At 42.9% G+C, this 19577-nt stretch carries 15 protein-coding genes; 7 read left to right on the top strand and 8 right to left on the bottom strand.

Annotation, left to right across the window (positions count from 1 at the left end; all coding sequences use genetic code 11):
• The first annotated feature begins 194 nt into the window (after nt 1-194).
• The 6 genes from groES to BLQ87_RS24930 all read left to right on the top strand — a co-directional run bounded on the left by groES (nt 195) and on the right by BLQ87_RS24930 (nt 11581).
• Nucleotides 195-488 (top strand): co-chaperone GroES, encoded by a 294-nt coding sequence (gene groES, locus BLQ87_RS24955; protein WP_074611644.1) that lies wholly within the window; start codon nt 195-197, stop codon nt 486-488.
• A gap of 58 nt (nt 489-546) precedes the next feature.
• On the top strand, nt 547-2187 hold the full coding sequence (groL, locus tag BLQ87_RS24950; protein ID WP_073231974.1) for a chaperonin GroEL: 1641 nt from the start codon (nt 547-549) through the stop codon (nt 2185-2187).
• A 142-nt stretch (nt 2188-2329) separates the two neighbouring features.
• Nucleotides 2330-8338, top strand: a complete 6009-nt coding sequence (locus BLQ87_RS24945) for a PKD domain-containing protein (RefSeq protein ID WP_074611643.1) — start codon at nt 2330-2332, stop codon at nt 8336-8338.
• 2 nt (nt 8339-8340) lie between these two features.
• Entirely contained in the window at nt 8341-9369 is a 1029-nt protein-coding gene (locus BLQ87_RS24940) for a PorP/SprF family type IX secretion system membrane protein (protein WP_074611642.1), read from the top strand.
• A gap of 50 nt (nt 9370-9419) precedes the next feature.
• Nucleotides 9420-10076 carry an MgtC/SapB family protein gene (locus BLQ87_RS24935; RefSeq protein ID WP_074611641.1) on the top strand — a complete coding sequence of 219 codons (657 nt, stop codon included), beginning with the start codon at nt 9420-9422 and terminating at the stop codon, nt 10074-10076.
• A gap of 77 nt (nt 10077-10153) precedes the next feature.
• Nucleotides 10154-11581, top strand: a complete 1428-nt coding sequence (locus BLQ87_RS24930; protein ID WP_074611640.1) for an L-serine ammonia-lyase — start codon at nt 10154-10156, stop codon at nt 11579-11581.
• A 4-nt stretch (nt 11582-11585) separates the two neighbouring features.
• On the opposite strand, the gene BLQ87_RS24925 is transcribed toward BLQ87_RS24930, so the two are convergent.
• From BLQ87_RS24925 to BLQ87_RS24900, 6 genes are read right to left on the bottom strand one after another with little or no spacing between them, the layout of a single operon-like run.
• Nucleotides 11586-12932 (bottom strand): DUF58 domain-containing protein, encoded by a 1347-nt coding sequence (locus tag BLQ87_RS24925; RefSeq protein WP_074611639.1) that lies wholly within the window; start codon nt 12930-12932, stop codon nt 11586-11588.
• 11 nt (nt 12933-12943) lie between these two features.
• Nucleotides 12944-13921 (bottom strand): AAA family ATPase, encoded by a 978-nt coding sequence (locus BLQ87_RS24920; protein ID WP_074611638.1) that lies wholly within the window; start codon nt 13919-13921, stop codon nt 12944-12946.
• Between the two features lie 2 nt (nt 13922-13923).
• Entirely contained in the window at nt 13924-15105 is a 1182-nt protein-coding gene (locus BLQ87_RS24915; protein WP_074611637.1) for a DUF4350 domain-containing protein, read from the bottom strand.
• Entirely contained in the window at nt 15102-15797 is a 696-nt protein-coding gene (locus tag BLQ87_RS24910) for a DUF4129 domain-containing protein (protein WP_074611636.1), read from the bottom strand. The genes BLQ87_RS24915 and BLQ87_RS24910 overlap by 4 nt, the downstream gene beginning before the upstream one ends.
• Nucleotides 15798-15822: 25 nt before the next feature.
• The gene (locus tag BLQ87_RS24905; RefSeq protein WP_074611635.1) at nt 15823-16692 is read right to left on the bottom strand and encodes a hypothetical protein; all 870 of its coding nucleotides are present in this window, start codon (nt 16690-16692) and stop codon (nt 15823-15825) included.
• Entirely contained in the window at nt 16685-17644 is a 960-nt protein-coding gene (locus tag BLQ87_RS24900) for a stage II sporulation protein M (protein WP_074611634.1), read from the bottom strand. The genes BLQ87_RS24905 and BLQ87_RS24900 overlap by 8 nt, the downstream gene beginning before the upstream one ends.
• An 84-nt stretch (nt 17645-17728) precedes the next feature.
• Between BLQ87_RS24900 and BLQ87_RS24895 the strand changes: the two genes are divergently transcribed.
• Nucleotides 17729-18451 carry an RDD family protein gene (locus BLQ87_RS24895; RefSeq protein WP_074611633.1) on the top strand — a complete coding sequence of 241 codons (723 nt, stop codon included), beginning with the start codon at nt 17729-17731 and terminating at the stop codon, nt 18449-18451.
• Here the strand turns inward: BLQ87_RS24895 and BLQ87_RS24890 are convergent, their stop codons facing one another.
• Both BLQ87_RS24890 and BLQ87_RS24885 read right to left on the bottom strand, forming a co-directional pair.
• Nucleotides 18452-19171: an SGNH/GDSL hydrolase family protein gene (locus BLQ87_RS24890; protein WP_074611632.1), complete on the bottom strand. Its 720-nt coding sequence runs from the start codon at nt 19169-19171 to the stop codon at nt 18452-18454.
• A gap of 63 nt (nt 19172-19234) precedes the next feature.
• On the bottom strand, nt 19235-19567 hold the full coding sequence (locus tag BLQ87_RS24885) for a DUF2752 domain-containing protein (RefSeq protein WP_074611772.1): 333 nt from the start codon (nt 19565-19567) through the stop codon (nt 19235-19237).
• Nucleotides 19568-19577 lie beyond the last annotated feature (10 nt).

Genomic DNA, 19577 nt, shown 5'->3' with positions numbered 1-19577 from the left:
GGGGTGCCTGAAAAGGCATCTCTTTTTTTATGGGAAACAATTCTGCCACTCTGACACAAAAATGGTTTCCTCTAATCTATTAGCTGACAATGCAGTGTAAATTTGGCAAGCAAGCCTCCCTTGGCATAGAAACTGATATACAAGGAGCACGTAATACTTTTACATTAATTTTAAAATTAAAACAACAATAAGTTATGGCTTTAAACATTAAACCCATTGCAGATAGAGTAGTCATTGAAGCTGCTCCTGCCGAAGAAAAAACAGCTTCGGGTCTTTACATTCCTGATACAGCTAAAGAAAAACCTCAGCAAGGAACAGTAGTTGCAGTAGGACCTGGCAAATATGCCGAGTCTACAGGTAATCTAATCCCATTGAGCGTTAAAACTGGCGATCAGGTTTTGTACGGTAAATACGGTGGTACTGAAATTACCTTTGAAGGTAAAGAATATCTTATCATGCGTGAGTCTGATCTTTACGCAGTTCTTTAATCGTTGAATTAACCGATTCAACTTTACAACAATCAATCATTAATAACAATATTTTAAAATGGCAAAGCAAGTAAAATATAATGTAGAAGCCCGTGACGCCCTGAAAAGAGGTGTGGATATTTTGGCCAATGCAGTAAAAGTAACTCTAGGTCCTAAAGGACGTAACGTAATTATTGACAAGAAATTTGGTTCACCTGCAATCACTAAAGATGGTGTTACAGTAGCTAAAGAAATTGAATTAAAAGACCCAATTGAAAATATGGGTGCTCAAATGGTTAAAGAAGTGGCTTCTAAAACTGCAGATATTGCAGGTGACGGAACTACAACTGCAACTGTATTGGCACAGGCAATTGTAACTGCAGGTATTAAAAACGTTGCTGCCGGTGCAAATCCAATGGATTTGAAACGTGGTATCGACAAAGCAGTTACAGCAATCGTTGCGAACTTAAAGTCTCAGTCTCAGACTGTAGGTGAAGACAATAACAAAATCAAACAAGTTGCTTCTATCTCAGCAAACAATGATGAAGTTATCGGTTCTCTTATCGCTGAAGCAATGGCTAAAGTAGGTAAAGATGGTGTAATTACTGTAGAAGAAGCTAAAGGTACTGAAACTGAAGTAAAAACAGTAGAAGGTATGCAATTTGACCGTGGTTATCTGTCTCCATACTTCGTAACTAATGCGGATAAAATGGAAGCGGAATTAGAAAACCCTTACATCTTAATCTACGATAAAAAAATCAGTAACATGAAAGAATTGTTGCCGGTTTTAGAGAAACAAGTACAAACAGGAAAACCATTGTTGATCATTGCTGAAGACTTAGATGGCGAAGCATTAGCTACATTGGTAGTGAACAAGATCCGTGGATCTCTGAAAGTTGTTGCGGTTAAAGCACCAGGTTTCGGTGACCGTAGAAAAGCAATGTTAGAAGACATCGCTATCTTAACCGGTGGTACTGTAATTTCTGAAGAAAGAGGTTATAAATTAGAGAATGCTGACCTTACTTATTTAGGTACTGCTGAGAAAGTACTTGTTGACAAAGACAATACTACAATCATCAATGGTGCAGGTAAGTCTGAAGACATCAAAGCTCGTGTTAACCAGATCAAAGCTCAAATCGAGACAACTACATCTGATTATGACAAAGAGAAATTACAAGAGCGTTTGGCTAAATTAGCTGGCGGTGTTGCAGTTCTTTATGTTGGTGCCGCTTCTGAAGTTGAAATGAAAGAGAAAAAAGACCGTGTAGACGATGCATTACATGCAACACGTGCTGCGGTTGAAGAAGGTATTGTTGCCGGTGGTGGTGTTGCTTTCATCCGTGCTATTGAGGCATTAGAAGGAATGAAAGGTAGCAACGATGATGAAACTACTGGTATTGCTATTGTAAAACGTGCGATCGAAGAGCCACTACGTCAAATCTGCCAGAATGCAGGTATTGAAGGTTCTATCGTAGTACAAAAAGTTAAAGAAGGTAAAGCTGACTTTGGCTACAATGCACGTACTGATGTATATGAGAACTTAATTGCTGCCGGTGTGATCGATCCAACTAAAGTTGGTCGTGTAGCATTAGAAAACGCAGCTTCTATCGCAGCGATGTTGTTAACAACAGAGGTGGTATTGGCTGACGATCCTGAAGATGCTCCTGCTGGTGCAGGTATGCCTCCAATGGGTGGTGGTGGTATGGGCGGAATGATGTAATATCATCCACCTATAATTACAATAAAAAGAGACCGTCTCCTAAGTAAAATTAGTAGACGGTTTCTTTTTGCTCAAAAAAGAACAAAAAGAACAGAGAAAACACGTAATATATTGATTACATTAAAGATGTAAACTTATAGAAATGGTAAAACGCTTTGCTTTTTTAACCATTATCGTATTTTTTTGCCAGTTGACGGGGGCGTTTTCTCAAATCATTCTTACTGTTGCTGATCCGGGTCCCTATACTCCCGGCTCTGGTATTACCGCTATGCTTGAACTGCAGGACGGCAGCTGCCTTAAGCCTGGAAATGTATTTGAACTTTATCTATCTGACGCCAGCGGCAGTTTTAGCGGCAATAATAGAATTGGAACCTACAATGGTTTTTACGCAACCTTTGTTAACGGAATAATCCCCTCAACAGCACCTCCGGGAGCGAGTTACCGGCTTCAGGTTAAGTCTACCAATCCGGCCTTTGTTTCCAATCCTTCCCTCCCGTTTGAGATTAAGGCTGGGACAAAAGTTTCCGCAGCGGTCGGTTCGTCGCCGGAATTGCCAACTGCAGGTCCGGGCGCCACAAAAGAAGCTTTTGGGCGGTGTCCCGGGATTGCAAATGTCGTCTTTGATTTTACCAATGCTTCCACCACGTCAAGCGTAGTCACGGCCAGTATCAAGAATGAACTCAGCAAATTAAATGTAGCCAATCTGGCCTTTACCCCCGAATCGCCAATTCAAAGCTTTACCGCTCCATTGGGTCATTACACATTGATTGTTAAGGCCAGTTTAAATGGCACAGTAAGCACAAAGGCTTACATGCTGATCAATAACACCACAAACAATAGTTTTGGCACTACCGGAGGAAGTATTGTTTGTTTACCGGGAGGATATCTTCAGTTTCCGGTAGATCTATCTCAGAACGGGATTAAAAATAATTATCCGGGAACTACTTATCAAATCGACTGGGGAGATTCGGAAGGCAGACCCGAAGTATACACCCTGTGTGACCTTCAGCTCGGATATGTCCGCCATGAATACCTTTTGCCCTCTTGTGGAAGGCCCGTATACAATACAGGAACAGGACCAAGGTACAATGTATTTGGGATAAACATTGCCGCGGTAAGTCCGTTTTGTGGCATAACCGGCGGAGAACTTTCCACCTATGTCAAAGTTGTTAAAAAACCCGAAAACAGTTTCAATTATCCGGCTACAGGCTGTACCGGCAGCACGATTAACTTCCTAAACACCTCTATGCTGGGAGAAAGTGAAGCCAATAATCCCATTTGTGCAGACAATGATGTGAAATATAACTGGTACGTAGACGATGTTAAAAAGGCAGCCAACTTACCCAGATCGGCGATTTTCCAATATCTCTTTGCAGCCCCCGGGATTTATTCGATCAAATTAGAATCTGTTACCAGTGGACAATGTAACGGGGAATCTGTTACCCATCAGATTTGCATTCAAAATCCACCCAAACCAGATTTTGATTTCAATGGCATCCCCAATACACATTGCGCTCCATTTGAGATTCAGGCACATGATAAGTCCATCCTTGACAATAGCTGCGGCCCCAATCATACTTACAACTGGGTGGTGACTAAATCAAATCGTAATGCCAACACCTCAGAAGTTACTTTTACCAATGGAATTCCGCAGCCCACGTTTAAATTTCTAAAACAGGGGACTTATGAGATTACCTTAAAAATCAGTAGTGCCGCCTGCGGGGAAGTTAGCACAACGCCCCCACAACGGATCATTATTATTGACAGCGCGCCAACCATCACATTAGCGGCAACCGTTGATCTTTGTAAACCAGATTTGTATAAGTATGACGACCAGATCAGCGGTCCAACCAAAGTACTATTTTCCGGAACCGAGCTTGATGTTGCAGACACCTATACCTGGGCAGTAACTGCAGCAGACGGAACAGCCTTAACCAATGCAGACTTTAGCTTTGAGAACAGTACAAATGTAAACAGTAAATTTCCAGCCATTCTATTCAAGCAGTACCGAAGCTATAAAGTCACAGTCACGCATAAAAACAGCTGCGGATCAGTTAGTAAAGAACAGCTGATTACCTTTTACCCTTCCCCTATTGTAAAAATTACCGCAGATAAAAATCCCATCTGCTATGACGCATCCGTAAATTTGAGCGGAGTGGTGACCAATGGCAATTACAGGGCCAGCAGGTGGGTGGGAGCAGGAACGTTCTCCAATCAGACCGACAATCTGAACACGAATTATATCCCGACACAACAGGAACGCGACCTACACAAAGCGACCATAAAACTTATTGTCAGTACAAACCTTACCGGACTTTGTGCGGAAGTGGAAGATGTCATCGAAATCGGGATTTTCCCTAACAATACAGGGACAAATACAGTACAGCAGATCTGTTCGGGCAATCCCCTTTCTTACGATCCGGCTGCGGGTACAAGTCTGCCGGGAAGCAGTTTTAGCTGGACAGCAAAAAATATTGATCTGAATGCCGGAAGTTCATTTAGTCCTGCAGGATCAGGAAAAATACTTGATGTTATCCTCAATTCCAGCAGCACCGCTAACGCTGTGGTTGTTTATGAAATTACCCCCTCCCTGAATGGCTGTGCAGGAATTCCATTTTCCTTTACAGTAACCGTATATCCTAAACCTTCAGCCACCGCAGCACTTTCAAAACCTGCAATTTGCAGTGGAGAACGCTCAGGAATTACACTAACACCCAGTTTTCCCGGCATCAAATATACCTGGACGAGTACAAGCACTAATGGGGTAACAGGAAACCATGATCAGCCAACACCAACAGCAATCACTGCCATCAATGAAACATTGGTCAATACCGGAGATCTGGCTGGAACTGTGACCTATAAGATCATTCCTATCTCTGCAACCGGATGTCCCGGTGAAGAAATTACGGTAACCATTACTGTAGATCCGGCAATTACTATCGCAACTGCCGGAATGAATGTCAGCATTTGCGACGCATTAACCTATACACTGGATGGCAATCATCCTAAGTCAACTGAAACAGGGGCCTGGTTGCTGACTTCCGGACAAACAGACCTTACATTTTCCAATCTCCATTCTCCAAATGCAGTAGTCAGTGGCCTCGTTGCAGGAGAAACCTATACCTTCAGCTGGACCATATCCGGTACAGGGACTTGTAGTCCGTCGGTAGCAAACGTCGGCATTACCGTTAACCCGCCAACCATAGCAGGCACACTTGCAGGAGACAGAACTACTGTTTGTTATGGTCTAAATACCGGGCAAATTACCCTAACCGGGCATATTGGAGCGGTACAACGCTGGGAAAGCTCAACCGATGGAAGCAACTGGCTGATCATCGACAATACTACTCCTGTCTTAAACTTTAGTAATCTAACCGTAAACACCCAATACCGGGCAGTGCTGAAAAATGGTGCCTGCGACGAAAAAATAACGGATGCAATCCCCATTACCATCATTCCTGCAATCAGTATCGCAACTGCCGGCCCTGACCAGCAATTATGTAACGTGCCCATTTTCCAGCTTTCAGGAAATGCTCCAAATACCAGTAACGGAGAAAGCGGCAAATGGACCATGATACAAGGAGATCCTAACGCCCTGATTACTGATCCCGCGAATCCGCAATCGACAGTTACAGCGGTTACTCCCGGGACCTACAAATTCCGATGGACGATTACCGGCTCTGCAATCTGTGATCCCACAGCCGATGAACTCAACATCAGCAACCTTCCCCCGATAGTCAATACCATTGGCAATCCAAATACAGTGGTTTGCTACGGACAAGCCATCAATATCTCCAATATTGTCCTTTCCGGTGGAGACAATGCCTATACTTTTACCTGGGAAAATAGCCGTAACGGAACTGACTGGAGTATTATTCCTGATCAGCGCAGTGCAGATTTAAACTTTAGCCTTCAGGAAACCCTGAGCTTCAGAAGGATCGTCAGAAGCGGTGCCTGCATGGAGCCCAGCAATGTGATCCGTATTATTGCCTTGCCCTCAATTACCAACAATACCATCACGGCCGCTCAGACTATTTGTTCCGGATTGACACCAGCAAAATTGGAAGGAACTTTCCCACAGGGGGCAGACGGCAGCAATTACCTTTACCAATGGCAATCCAGCATTGATGGATCTACCTGGACTGATCTTCCGGGAGCAAAATTCCAGGACTATCAACCGGATCCACTTAGTATCACCACCTTTTTCCGGCGTGTTGTAGGCAGTATTGAATGTAGCGGTGCGTTGCAGCATCCGAGTAGCCCGGTTACGATTACTGTAAAACCAAATGCGAAGGCTGTGTTCAGCTTCAGTGCCGACAAAGGATGTATCCCCTTTAATATTGACGCACAAAATATAAAGGCCCTTCCCTTTCCTCAGGGAAATGACACCTATACCTGGTATGCAGATGGCCTTAAAATAGGCGAAGGACTATCGTTTCCCGGGTACACGATTTCGAACAGCTATCAATCTGTAGTGATTAAACTCGTAACCAGCAGCAGTCAGAATTGCCTTCCGGACGAATTTAGCCATACCTTCAGCACCCAGCAAAATGTAACTGCTGCTTATACACAAAGTGCAACTGAGGGTTGCGGGCCCTTATTGATAAATTTCGTCAACACCTCTACCTCTCTGACCAATGCAACCTTCAAATGGGATTTTGGGAATGGCACAACTTCCACACAAACCTTAGCTCCTCCGGTCACATTTTTACCTGACCCTTCAGGAGATGACATCAGCTATACAGTGACTTTAACTGCGATTACCTCTTGCGGAGAAAACACTTTTACTTCTACTATTTTAATAAAAGCTAAACCAAAAGCGGTATTCTCCCCGGATAAGGTGACCGGTTGTTCTCCAATGAAAGTGACTTTCAGCAATACCTCTCCGGGCGCAACAAATATGTTTTACTATGATTTTGGAGATGGCAGCCCGATATTTACCACCAGGGATAAATCCCCCGTTGAGCACATTTATAATACCTTGATCACGCAGGATTTTACTGTAAAAATGATTGCAGAGAATGAATGTGGAACAAACGAACAAAGTTTTGTCATCAGAGTAGCACCGAATACCATCACTCCCGAACTCGTGGTGAATGCTAATGAAAAAGAGGGATGTGCCCCATTCACAGTAAACTTCTATAACAATTCCAAAGGAGCCAATCTATTTAAGTATGACTTTGGGGATGGCGCCACCTTACTGACCAGAACAGCTCCGGAAATGGTGCGCCATACCTTCGAAAGGTCTGGGATCTATACGGTGACATTAACCGCTTCCAATGGCTGTTCAGTAGTGAACACCTCCGAAACCATCACCGTACTGGAACAACCTTTAACTGCCTTCAGTGCCAACAATACGACCGGTTGTCCGGGAATGGAGGTTAAGTTTATCAATACCAGTACCGGTGCTGTTTCCCAACTCTGGGACTTTGGCGACGGTACCAGCTCCAACGAATTTGAACCTTCACATGTTTATTCAGGCCAGGGACCTTTCTATACCGTTACCTTAACCACAACGAATGGCCTGGGCTGTACCCATCGCCTGATACAAAACAATTTCATTCACATTGTAAGTCCTCCGATAGCACAATTCAGTGTAAAACCAGGCATTCAGATCAGCATCCCGAATTACACCTTCAACTTTATCGACGAAAGCAGCAATACTCCGGATCAATGGAGCTGGGACTTTGGGGACCATACCAGTTCCGCTTTAAAGAATCCAAGCCATACCTATCTTGATACCGGATTGTATAAAGTTACCCTTAGAGTAAGCAACCAGCAAGGCTGTTTTACAGAAACCAATAAATCCGTTCGCATTACCGGGGTTCCCGGATATTTATTTCTCCCAAACTCCTTCATTCCGGGAAGTGAAACAAACGAGTTGCGCCTTTTCAGTGCCAAGGGTTCTGGCATCAGATCATGGCAGTTCAGTGTCTATGACAAATGGGGCGAAAAGATGTGGGAAACAAGTTTGCTGGAAGAAGGCCGGCCTGTAGAAGGATGGGATGGGACCTTTAAAGGACAACCCATGCCGCAGGGCGTGTATTACTGGAAAGTGGAGGTCCAGATGATCAATGGATCAGAATGGAAAGGCATGACTTATGGAGCCGCTGCACCTAAACGTACGGGACCAATACACCTAATCAGATAAAAATGAGGATAGACATAAAGTACTTATATCTAACGTTTCTGATCGTCTTAAAGCTAGCTGCTTTCGGACAGGACCATAGTTATTCGCAGTTTTTCAGTTCCCCGATTTACCTTAACCCGGCCCTGACAGGTCAGTTTGAAGGGGATATCCGGATGAACATGGTATATCGCAACCAATGGTCGGGACTAAGCGGAACCTTAACTTACTTCACCGCTTCCGCAGACCTCCATATTCCAAGGTTTGCCGGTGGGGTGGGCCTGATGTTTACCAGAAGTAGTGAGGGTACTGCATATCTGGTTAAAAACAATGCTTCAGCTACTTATTCCTATAGTGTGGGCAGCGACGACTTTATTGCTTCTTTCGGGATACAGGCCGGCTTTACCAATCGCGATATCGATTGGAGCAAATTAGTTTTCTCTGATCAGATTGACAGGCGTCTTGGCTATATACCAGGAAGTGTTTCCTCCGCCCTGGTCCCGGAAATATCCAGCAAATTTTATTTTGATGCCTCAGCAGGCACCAATATCGTCTTCTATAATTTTATGGTTGGAGCCGCCTTTCATCACATCAACCAGCCCGATGAGTCCTTTAGCGGAACACAGGCGAAACTACCATTTCGTACCACCATCAATGCCAGTTACCGGATTTCGTTGAGCCCCTATTCATATGACGACAATGACGAAGGTCCATATATCATTCCCTCTGCCTTATATCACAAGCAGGCTGGCGCATCCTCCATGAGTCTAGGCGCACAATTTAAATACAGAAATTTAAATACCGGATTATGGTATCGCAGCAGTGGAATGGAAGGACCTGATGCATTTGTGGTGTCACTGATATTCGACCTTTTCAAGGGCAGTAAAAATGGCGAAAAATTGCGCTTAGGCGCCAGTCATGACGCAACGATTTCCAAAATCAACTACACCAATACCAGCGGAACTACAGAAATCGGCATTGGTTACGAAAGATATTTCCCCAACAGCTCCAGCTACAATAAATACAATGGATTGCGATGTTATGATTTCTATTGACAAGTTGTAAATTAACGCTGAATCTTTGTTATATTGAGCTTATCAATCTTATGGAGAATATCTTAGAAAGCAATCATTTCCTCACGCAAACTGAAGTCAACAAATTTCTTCTTGCCACACTCTTATGTGGTCTGATTGGTGCTGAGCGAGAATTCAGAAGCAAACAGGCCGGCCTGAAGACGATGATCATGATTGGGCTCGGCTCTACACTTTTCACGATTTTATCTATCAAGATCGGATTAACAAGTCATGACCGCATTGCTTCAAATATTGTGACAGGAATTGGCTTCTTAGGTGCAGGAGTAATCTTTAAAGAAGACAATCAGGTAAAAGGGTTAACCACGGCCTGTGTGATCTGGATTGTCGCTGCGATTGGGATGGCTATCGGCGCAGGATATTATGAACAAGCTACTGGTGTAACCCTCGTTGTCCTCTTTGCTTTACTGACCTTTCCATTTCTTGAGGAAATGGTGGAGCAGCGTTTTACCAAAAGGATCTATCGCATTGTGAAGAAATACGAGAATGAAAGTTTGGAGAAGTATGAAGAAGACATCAAAACTTCCGGACTGAGGCTAAGCAGAGGGAAGCAGGAACTGGCCAACGGAACCATCAGCGGAACCTGGGTTGCTATCGGCAGTCCCAAAAACCACAAGAGATTTGTAGACCGGATGCTCCAGGACAAAAAGATCATTGCTTTCGATTTTTAGTCTGGTTTGTTTCAATTAACTCCTTTCTATCCCCCTCAAAAGCCGTAAATGTCACAAAACTATATTAGCTTTGTAATATGCATAGGGAACAAATCTCAGTTTTTGATATTTTTAAGATAGGCGTTGGACCGTCAAGCTCACACACTTTAGGTCCCTGGCGGGCGGCTCAACAATTTACCGCATCATTAAAAGAAAAAAATCTGTTAGCACAGGTTGATCAGATTAAGATTCTATTATATGGCTCTTTGGCTAAAACAGGCAAAGGACACGGAACTGATGTAGCCATCCTACTGGGATTGAATGGTGCAGATCCGGTGACCTTCGATGTGAATGCCATTGATTCTACCATTGAAGAGATTAAAACCTATCACCTGCTGAACCTGAATGCGGAGCGAAACATCACTTTCGACTATGAAGAAGACCTTGTTTTTCTATTTTTTGAAAGCCTCCCTTTTCACCCCAATGCAGTGACCTTTCAAGCCTTTTTAAACACAGGTAAAGCGATATCTGAGACTTATTATTCTATAGGCGGCGGTTTCGTGGTAAAAGAAGGAGAAAGCGGTAGTGATAAGGAACAGGTAGACCTTCCTTTCCCGATAGAGAAGGCTGCTGACCTTTTACACTGGTGCTTAACAACGGGATTAAAAGTTTCTGAGGTGGTAATGGAAAATGAACTTGCCTGGCGCACAGAAGTGGAGACCAGAAAGGGCATTATGCAACACTTCAATGTGATGAAAGACTGTACTTACCGTGGTTGTCATACAGCGGGATTCTTACCCGGAGGACTAAATGTTGGAAGAAGAGCCTGTGCCTTGAACAAACGCCTTATCGGAAACAGTACTTACACCAATTACGAAAGCTGGATTGAGGCCATTAGAAGCGGCGGAAATGGCTTTAATTACATCCTTGACTGGGTGAGTTGTTTTGCCCTGGCAGTAAATGAGGAAAATGCTTCATTTGGCCGCGTTGTGACCGCCCCTACCAATGGCGCAGCAGGCGTAATTCCGGCCGTACTTCAATATTACATTGCTTTTTGCGATGGCTATACGGATGAGAAAATCAGTCAGTTTATTGCCTGTGCTTCAGAAATAGGCAGTATCTTTAAAAAAGGGGCCACCATCTCTGCAGCTATGGGTGGTTGTCAGGCAGAAATAGGGGTATCCTCTGCGATGGCTGCGGCGGCTTTAACCGAGTGTTTAGGCGGCTCACAGCGTCAGGTACTAATGGCTGCTGAAATTGCCATGGAGCATCATCTTGGCTTAACCTGTGATCCGATTGGAGGTCTGGTGCAGATTCCTTGCATCGAAAGAAATACCATGGGTGCAATTAAGGCGATCACTGCAAGTCAGCTTGCCTTACAAAGTAATCCAGACAAAGCAAAAGTAAGTCTGGACGCTGTGGTAAATACCATGTGGGAAACGGCACTCGATATGAACTCTAAATATAAAGAGACTTCCGATGGAGGTTTAGCGACCAATATCCCGATCAGCTTACCAGAATGTTAGCCTATTAGGTTTTCTGCTGGGCTTTTATGGCCAGGTACCGGTTAACAACATTGATGGTCAGCTTTTCCGGTGGGGTAAGGATACTCAGGATTCCATGTTTAGTCAGCTCTTTAACCATGAGTTTTTTCTCGTGCGCAAATTTTGCCGCAATGGTTTTAATGTAGATTCCTTCCACATCTTTAGCTGGTTCATCACTCAGCGTTTTGAGTTCGGTATTTTCAAAAAAGACAATGAGCAGGAGGTGAAATTTCGCAATCTTCTTTAAAAACGGAAGTTGCCTGTTTAAGGCAGACATGCTTTCAAAATTAGTAAAAAAGACCACCAGACTTCGTTGTTTTAAGACTCCGCGGATACTCAGGTATAAAGCCTCCATATTGGTTTCCAGATAGCGCGTCTTTTCTTTGTAAAGCACTTCCATTATTTTCCCCAGCTGTGCAGGTCTTCGTTCTGCAGGAACGACACTCCCTATTTTTTCAGCAATCGTAATTAGCCCGGCTTTATCTTCCTTAACCAAAGCGACATTGGAGAGCACAAGACTTGCATTAATGGCATAGTCAAGCAGACTTAATCCATTAAAAGGCATTTTCATTGTTCTGGATTTGTCAATTACACAATAGACATGCTGTGCCTTTTCATCTGTAAAAGAATTCACCATTAAATCTCCTCTTCTCGCGGTAGCCTTCCAGTTGATGGTGCGGTAGTCGTCGCCCTGCACATAACTTTTCACCTGATCAAATTCCAGGCTATGCCCAATCCTTCTGATCTTTTTAATGCCGATTTCGCTGAGCCTGTTGGAAATGGCCATCAACTCATATTTGCGCAGCTGTAAAAAAGATGGATATACGGCAACCATGGTCTCCTCTCCAAAATTATACCTTCTGGAGATCAGGCCCAATGGGGATTGCACATACACACGCGTCTGTCCAAAGCGGTACTCTCCTCTTTTTGTGGGACGCAAGGTATAGGTGATGGTTTTATTTTCTCTTGATTTTAGAGCACTGCTAAACCAGAGGTCTCTTTTCTGAAACTGAAAAGGGATTTCATCGATAATCCCGATATGAATGCCAAAGGAATAAAAATTCTCCACATGGAGCAGGAGCTCATTATCATCCCCGTTACTCAACCGCTCCGGAAGGTCTCTTCGCAGGAAAACACCTCTTTCTGTTTTAAACAATAAAATCAGATCCGCAGCAATCAATAACAACAATATCCAGAAGCATAGGTAAGGCAGGGCCCCAAGCCATGGCAGAAAGAAAGAAAACAGAAACAGGGATACACAGACTCCAACACCGGCAAAAAGTCTTTTACGGAGGAAGAGGTCTTTGTAATATTTAGTAATGAAGCTTTTCAATATGCTACTTTTTATCTTGGAATTTCTATTTTCTGAATGATCTGAGCCACAATATCGCTCGTTGTAAGTCCTTCCATCTCCCTATCGGGCGTCAGCATGATGCGATGCGCCAACACTGGTGCCGCCACTTTAATGATGTCTTCCGGAGTGACGAAATCACGCCCCTGCATTGCGGCGAAGGCCTTCGCACCGTTCAGCATTGCTAAGGAAGCACGTGGAGAAGCCCCCAGATACAGCGATTTGTTGCTTCTGGTTTCATGGGTGATCTTTGCCACATATTCAATTAATTTGGGCTCTACGTGCAATCCTTTAATGATGGCCCGGCATGACTTCACCTGATCTATGCTCAGTACCGGTTTCACGGCCTTAAGGGCATCGTCCAAACGATACTGGTGTTGATTGAGCAAAATGGCTGTTTCTTCCTCCAGACTTGGATATTTCACTTCAATTTTAAACAAGAAACGATCCAGCTGAGCTTCCGGCAAACGGTATGTTCCCTCCTGCTCAATTGGATTCTGCGTAGCCAGGACCATAAAAGGTTCATCCATCAGGTAAGTATGTCCATCAACAGTGATCTGACGTTCCTCCATCACCTCAAATAAGGCAGATTGTGTTTTTGCCGGGGCACGGTTAATCTCATCCACCAAAATGATATGCCCAAAGATAGGGCCCTTCCGATATTCAAAAGCCGAATTCCGGGGATCAAATACTGAGGTACCCAGCACATCTGAAGGCATCAGATCTGGTGTAAACTGGATCCTCGAAAATGAAGCATCAATACTTTTAGCCACTAGCTTAGCGCTTAATGTCTTTGCTACACCTGGTACGCCTTCTAACAGGATGTGTCCATCGGCCAGCAATCCGGCAATCAGAAAATCTATGGTATCTTTTTGTCCGACAATGATCTTACCCAGTGTTTCTCTGATTTGTTCCACAGCAACATTTAGCTGTGTCAGGTCGGTTCTTTTGTTAAACATTTCCGCTTCCATTTCTATTGGGCTTCTTTATAAAATTTTTCTATTAATTTATTCAATGTAATTAACTGATAGTCAGTTACCCTTCCAGGCTTGCTGACTTCTTCAATTGTGGCAAATAAATGCCGGATATCACTTTCATTCCCTCCTGATTTCGAGACAAGGGCAGCCATCAGTTCTTCATCTATGGCGTTGGTTTTTAAGCGGTATGTTCCTCTGATAAATTCAAGAAGGTAACTGATCTTTTTAGAGGCAATATCGCTGTTATCCCGTTGCTGGTAATAAACTTTACCTACCACCCTTACAAAGTCTACAGAAGAATTTCTGAGCTGAGGGATGATAGGAATGATTCTCTGTCTTCGTTTCATTTCAAAAAGTACAAAGATCACTAAACTGATCATAGACAAGTAATAAGCCCAGCGCAGCTGATCGTGTTTAAAAAGCACTCTCAGCAGACTTTCATTGCCCAGGTTCCCTTTCGTATTGTTCTCATCCCAGATTAGTGTTTCCGCCACTGGCAGGTAGGAAAGTGCTTTTGCCGCATAAGCCGCACCTTCAGCGCTCAATAATGCATAATTGCTCAACAATTGCGGATTTGGCAAGACATACAGTGCTCCTTCGCCGAAGGTATATTTGACAAAGTTAACTGCCCCCTCTTCATTTCTTCCCAGTACTGTGGCCCTGGAAGTATCTACCTTACTAAAATAGAGGTCTCCCAGCCCCTTATCAAAAACATAGGGCTGTTTCGCCTTTACAGAGGGGTTAACAAAATTGATTGGAACACTTTTCTTTTTGCCGTAATTCAGCGAAGAATTGATGTCCAGTTTCAAGGTATCTTTCAGGTAGCTTCCTATATCAAAAGTTGCGATAAAAACATGATTTCCTGCTTTCATGAATTTAACGAGTTCTTTATAATCCAGTTCATCAACATGTAATGCGCCTGCGACAATGAGGTAGTTGGTGTTTTTTCTTTCTTTATCCTTCAGGGTATTGTAGACCGGTAGTCTCGACATTTCAATTCTGGTTTCCGGAAATATGCTTTGATATTCCTTATTCAACACGAATAACCCAAAAGGAATTTTATCCTCTTTCAGGTAACTCGGGCGCCAATCTGTAGGTTTTGGCTTGTAATATTCTGCGGCGAGGTATAAGATGAGCAGAATACCTGTTCCGATAAGGTATAATTTCATGCCTTTCATGTGCCCCTCCTGTTAAATCTATCAAAATCCTTCTTTACTTCTGCAAAGCTTTCTTTATCGATGAAAAACTCTCCATACCAGATGTATTCAAACTGAGTGGTCAGTTCTCCGAATTGTTTTCTTTTTTCGGGATCAGTAAGTTCTCCTACATAAGCCTGATTGGTTTTGTCCGGTTGCCAGTTGATCATCTGACTATCGTTCATCATTTTTAAAGAATGTAAATAAAAGAGCCTGACTGCCAATCTGTAATTTCCGACCGAAATTGCTTTTTCTATTTCTGCCCGAAAATTAATCTCATGTATGTTCTCCAGGGATTCCGAGTAAGGAACCTCCAGGGCTTTGGATTTGCCCGAAAATACCTTCAGGTCAAGTCCCATTGCCTTAATAATGATAAATACAACCAAGCCTGCCAGGACGGTAATGATTCCATATTTGATAAAAGTCCCGGATGTCTTATTCTCTAAAACTTCTGAGAACCAATTCCAGAACCAGCGCCAGAACCGGGCCCATAAGCTATCCTGATCAGGTGGCTTTTCCTTATACCTGAATTCTGACTGCTCCGTATACGCCTTCATCTTTTCCGCATCAAAATTACGCAAGATCACTTTGCTGCTGTCATTCCCAACCTGCTTCCGGACAGGCTTTTGCAACAAAGGAGCAGGAAAGCCACTGACCGTGGCAGTAATGAGCATAAAGATTAGAAAAAGCCTCCGCATGCTAATATTCTTCCGGGGTATTGAAAGGTTCTTTTGATGCACCCATCTGACCGATACGGTCCATTAATCCTGTACTATCCAATCGTTCTACGAGGTTAAAATAACAAATAGAAATGCCCACAAGCGGGATAATCATAAATACCTGACATACATATTGCACAGTGGTAGAGATGATAATTGCCGTATTACTCAAACCCTTCGCTCCTTCAGTAAATGCACTCACAAAAGTAAAAACGAGTGCGGGAAGAGAGGCCATTGACTGGCTGGCCAAAGTAATAAAGTAAATGATCAGTATCGTTCCAAAAGTAATCCACCAATGTCCTTTGACCAATTTAAATGCACGTTCAAAGGAATAACCAAAACTGGCATTTTCATAAACCATGATTGGAAAGAACAGCATCATCGCGGGCATCACATAGAATCCGGGAATCAAAAAGAAAAGAAAACAAAGCACACAGAAAAGGCCGATTAAAACCCCGCTTCCCAACACTCTAAAGAAATAGAACTTAAAATAAGACCAGACCTCCTCTAAACTGGGGGCAACATTTCCCTTTCTTATATAAACAGCTATGAAACTCAGAATGGAAACATTCATCGCCGTGTAGCTTGCCATGTTGAAGAGTATGACGAGGAAATAATTAACATTAAATATCTTCCCCAACATGGAAAAGGGGTTATCACTGGATATGAGTGCTCTTTGCATTCCTATTTGTTGGTAGATTCCAGCTATGATTGATCCCAGGAGGAAGATTCCACTGAAATAGACAAATACTTTTAACAAAGCTTTAAAGTTCTGTTTGATGAACAAAAACATATCGTTGATGATCTCTCCGAACTCTCTGAGTTTTTTGAATTCCAGGTTTTCAGGCATTTTCTATAGTTTGATGGCGTTTATGAAGTTTTGATGGATATAGGATCACGTACCAGATGATAAAGAACAGGGATCCTGCCAGGATACTGATGCTGAGTAAAAGCGGCATTTCTGTATGGCGGGTAATGAAACCTTCAAAGAAGGCAGCAACCAAAATGATTGGGACCAGCCCTAAAGCGATTTTTGTTCCGTCTTTAGCGCTGTTTTTGAAAGCTTGAAATCGGGTATATGTTTTAGGAAAAAGCAGACCGTGACCCAAAACCAACCCCGCAGCACCGGCGATAATGATGGCTGAGATTTCCAATGTTCCATGAATCCAGATAGTCAGTACGGATTCCGCGCCTAAACCCTTACTAAAAAAATAATATTCAAAGGCCCCGATCATCACTCCATTTCTTAACATGAAAAAGACAGGACCAATGGAAAGGAAAATTCCACTGACAAACATGAGCAGAGACACATAAGTATTGTTTGCGGCAATCATCAGGAACATTTCCACTTCTCCCTGTCGTTTATATACGCCGAACGGATCTCCTTTTGCGATATTTTCATTTGTCATGTTCACATAACCATCCCCAAGGATCAGTCTCACAAATGAATCATCATACTTCGCAGAAAGGGCTCCTATTGATGCGGAAAGAAGAAAGAACAGCAGGGAATACAGTAATTGTTTGCGATAGGTATAGAACAAAACCGGCAGTTCCGTCTTCCAAAAGGTAATAAACCGGTTGCTGTTTTCTTTTTTATTTTTATAAATAGACTGGTGTAAAACCGCCGCCAGGCCATTGAGATAAGCCGTAGTCTTTGATTTAGGGTAAAAAGTGTTTGCATAAGCCAGATCATTGGTAATGTCAATGAAGCGCTCCGCCAGTTCATCTGAATTTTCCGTACGCATTTGTTCATAACGCTTCCATTTCTCAGAATTCTGTTTAACAAACAATGCCTCTCTCATAAATGAAGATCAAATTTTCTGTAAAATAGCGACAAAAAACAATTTTACAATAATAATTTGAACATCAATATTATATTTGATCTTATGGAAACAATTAAGGTAAACACTAGTCAGCATGTAGACATCGATTATCCGGTGGCCGGATTAGGGGAGAGAATTGCTGCAAGGCTCATTGACCTGGCTGCCTTTTTTGGAGTATATATATTAGTTATGGTTTTCGGCCTTTTAGCAGGTCCGGAGACTGTTCTTACCGTACTTATAATTGCGCTAGCTGCCTTTTATGTTTTTTACAACCTCATCTGTGAAGTCTTTATGAATGGACAGAGTTTAGGAAAAAGGTTGATGAAGATCAAAGTCATCAGCATCGATGGGGCTCAGGCGAGCATTGGCCAATATTTTATCCGCTGGTTGTTCCGATTGGTCGATTTTGCACTGACTGCCCAGATTGGTGGCTTAATAGCAGTAGCCGTATCAGAAAACAAGCAAAGAATAGGCGATATGGTAGCTGGAACTACGCTGATTAAGACCGTTCCAAGAACCAACCTTGAACACATTGCTTTTCATCCAACGGAGGAAGAATATACTCCTGTTTTCAAGAATGCAGACTTGTTGACTGACCACGATATCGAGCTCATGCATGAGGTGGTTCTCACCTATTATAAAACATCCAATGCGGACCTGATTTACAACATGTCTGCAAAGGTGGCCGAACATTTATCTCTCAGTATTCCTCAGGGGATGAACGAGCTTAACTTTCTAACCACCGTTATCAAAGATTACAATCATTTAACTTCTCAGTCTGACTAATTATTTCAATGCCTTAATCAAGGCGGGTGCCAGTTGAACTGCCCATTCCTGATACATTTTTGCAGAGGGATGTAATCCATCAGAAGCAATCAGTTCTCTATCTGAGGCCACTAGTCGGGAGCCAGGCGTAATGTCCGTATAGCTGAGCCCCTGCGAAAGTGTTTCTTCTTTATTTATGGCATTAAAAGCATCAATATCTGAACTGACGGAGGGAATGTCTCTACCACTTTCCAATCCGTAAGGAGTAAGGCCCCAATCCGGAATAGAAACCACAAATACCCCTGCTTTATTTCCATTGGCAAAACCGAGGGCTGTTTGTAGGAGTTCCTTAAACTCCTTACGGTACCTTTCCTTCGATTCACCCCGGTATTGATTGTTTACGCCAATCAGCAGTGTAACCACAGTAAACTTCTCATTCAGGTTTGCTTTTTTTATCGCTTCCTGTAATTCACTTGTTGTCCATCCGGTTTTAGCAATAATATGAGGCGTACCCACATCAAGTCCATTATCTTTTAAAATTGTGGTCAACTGACAAGGAAAGCCACCTTGCAGGGGAACTGCTTCTCCAATCGTATAAGAATCACCGATTGCTAAATAAGAAATCTCATTTTTTGGTTTGGTATTCAGGGTAGGGCTGGTATTTGTCGTCATTTTAAAACTATCTTTTTGGCAGGCCAATAATACCATTAATGCCAGAATTAAAATAGGAATTTTGATCATAAATACATTTACGCGAAAGCGCTCCTTATGGATTTGTACGAACAACCTATTTCTCTTCCGGGTTCAGGAATGTGTATGAGGAGAAAAAATTTTGAAGAAATAGCTGATCATGATGATGGAGCCCGTAATTAAATACAGTACTTTAATCAGTTTATCGCTGTTTCCTTTACTCAGGTAATTTGCGCTCAGGCCAACTATGAAAGTGATCAACAAAGGAACCGTTGGTGGGTATAAATGGAAGCTTTCCTCCATATTGCCTTGCATCAATGCAAGAAAAGACCGTTGAAAACCGCAACCAGGGCAGTCAAAACCAGTCAGGTATTTAAATGGGCAGGTCAGAAAAAAATTATCCGCCTGATCTAAAAAAGAAGACCAGGCGGATAACAGGTATATCATCAACACCAGC

The sequence above is a fragment of the Pedobacter steynii genome (genome assembly GCF_900103665.1).
GTDB lineage: Bacteria > Bacteroidota > Bacteroidia > Sphingobacteriales > Sphingobacteriaceae > Pedobacter > Pedobacter steynii.
Note: the sequence above shows the minus strand (reverse complement) of the source record. Positions and strands in the feature narration are given on the sequence as shown.

What these genes read in the sequence shown, in the direction of transcription:
- groES (WP_074611644.1), top strand. Translation starts at nt 195, where the DNA reads ATGGCTTTAAACATTAAACCCATTGCAGATAGAGTAGTCATTGAAGCT.
- groL (WP_073231974.1), top strand. Translation starts at nt 547, where the DNA reads ATGGCAAAGCAAGTAAAATATAATGTAGAAGCCCGTGACGCCCTGAAA.
- BLQ87_RS24945 (WP_074611643.1), top strand. Translation starts at nt 2,330, where the DNA reads ATGGTAAAACGCTTTGCTTTTTTAACCATTATCGTATTTTTTTGCCAG.
- BLQ87_RS24940 (WP_074611642.1), top strand. Translation starts at nt 8,341, where the DNA reads ATGAGGATAGACATAAAGTACTTATATCTAACGTTTCTGATCGTCTTA.
- BLQ87_RS24935 (WP_074611641.1), top strand. Translation starts at nt 9,420, where the DNA reads ATGGAGAATATCTTAGAAAGCAATCATTTCCTCACGCAAACTGAAGTC.
- BLQ87_RS24930 (WP_074611640.1), top strand. Translation starts at nt 10,154, where the DNA reads ATGCATAGGGAACAAATCTCAGTTTTTGATATTTTTAAGATAGGCGTT.
- BLQ87_RS24920 (WP_074611638.1), bottom strand. Translation starts at nt 13,921, where the DNA reads ATGGAAGCGGAAATGTTTAACAAAAGAACCGACCTGACACAGCTAAAT.
- BLQ87_RS24915 (WP_074611637.1), bottom strand. Translation starts at nt 15,105, where the DNA reads ATGAAAGGCATGAAATTATACCTTATCGGAACAGGTATTCTGCTCATC.
- BLQ87_RS24910 (WP_074611636.1), bottom strand. Translation starts at nt 15,797, where the DNA reads ATGCTCATTACTGCCACGGTCAGTGGCTTTCCTGCTCCTTTGTTGCAA.
- BLQ87_RS24905 (WP_074611635.1), bottom strand. Translation starts at nt 16,692, where the DNA reads ATGCCTGAAAACCTGGAATTCAAAAAACTCAGAGAGTTCGGAGAGATC.
- BLQ87_RS24900 (WP_074611634.1), bottom strand. Translation starts at nt 17,644, where the DNA reads ATGAGAGAGGCATTGTTTGTTAAACAGAATTCTGAGAAATGGAAGCGT.
- BLQ87_RS24895 (WP_074611633.1), top strand. Translation starts at nt 17,729, where the DNA reads ATGGAAACAATTAAGGTAAACACTAGTCAGCATGTAGACATCGATTAT.
- BLQ87_RS24890 (WP_074611632.1), bottom strand. Translation starts at nt 19,171, where the DNA reads ATGATCAAAATTCCTATTTTAATTCTGGCATTAATGGTATTATTGGCC.
- BLQ87_RS24885 (WP_074611772.1), bottom strand. Translation starts at nt 19,567, where the DNA reads ATGATATACCTGTTATCCGCCTGGTCTTCTTTTTTAGATCAGGCGGAT.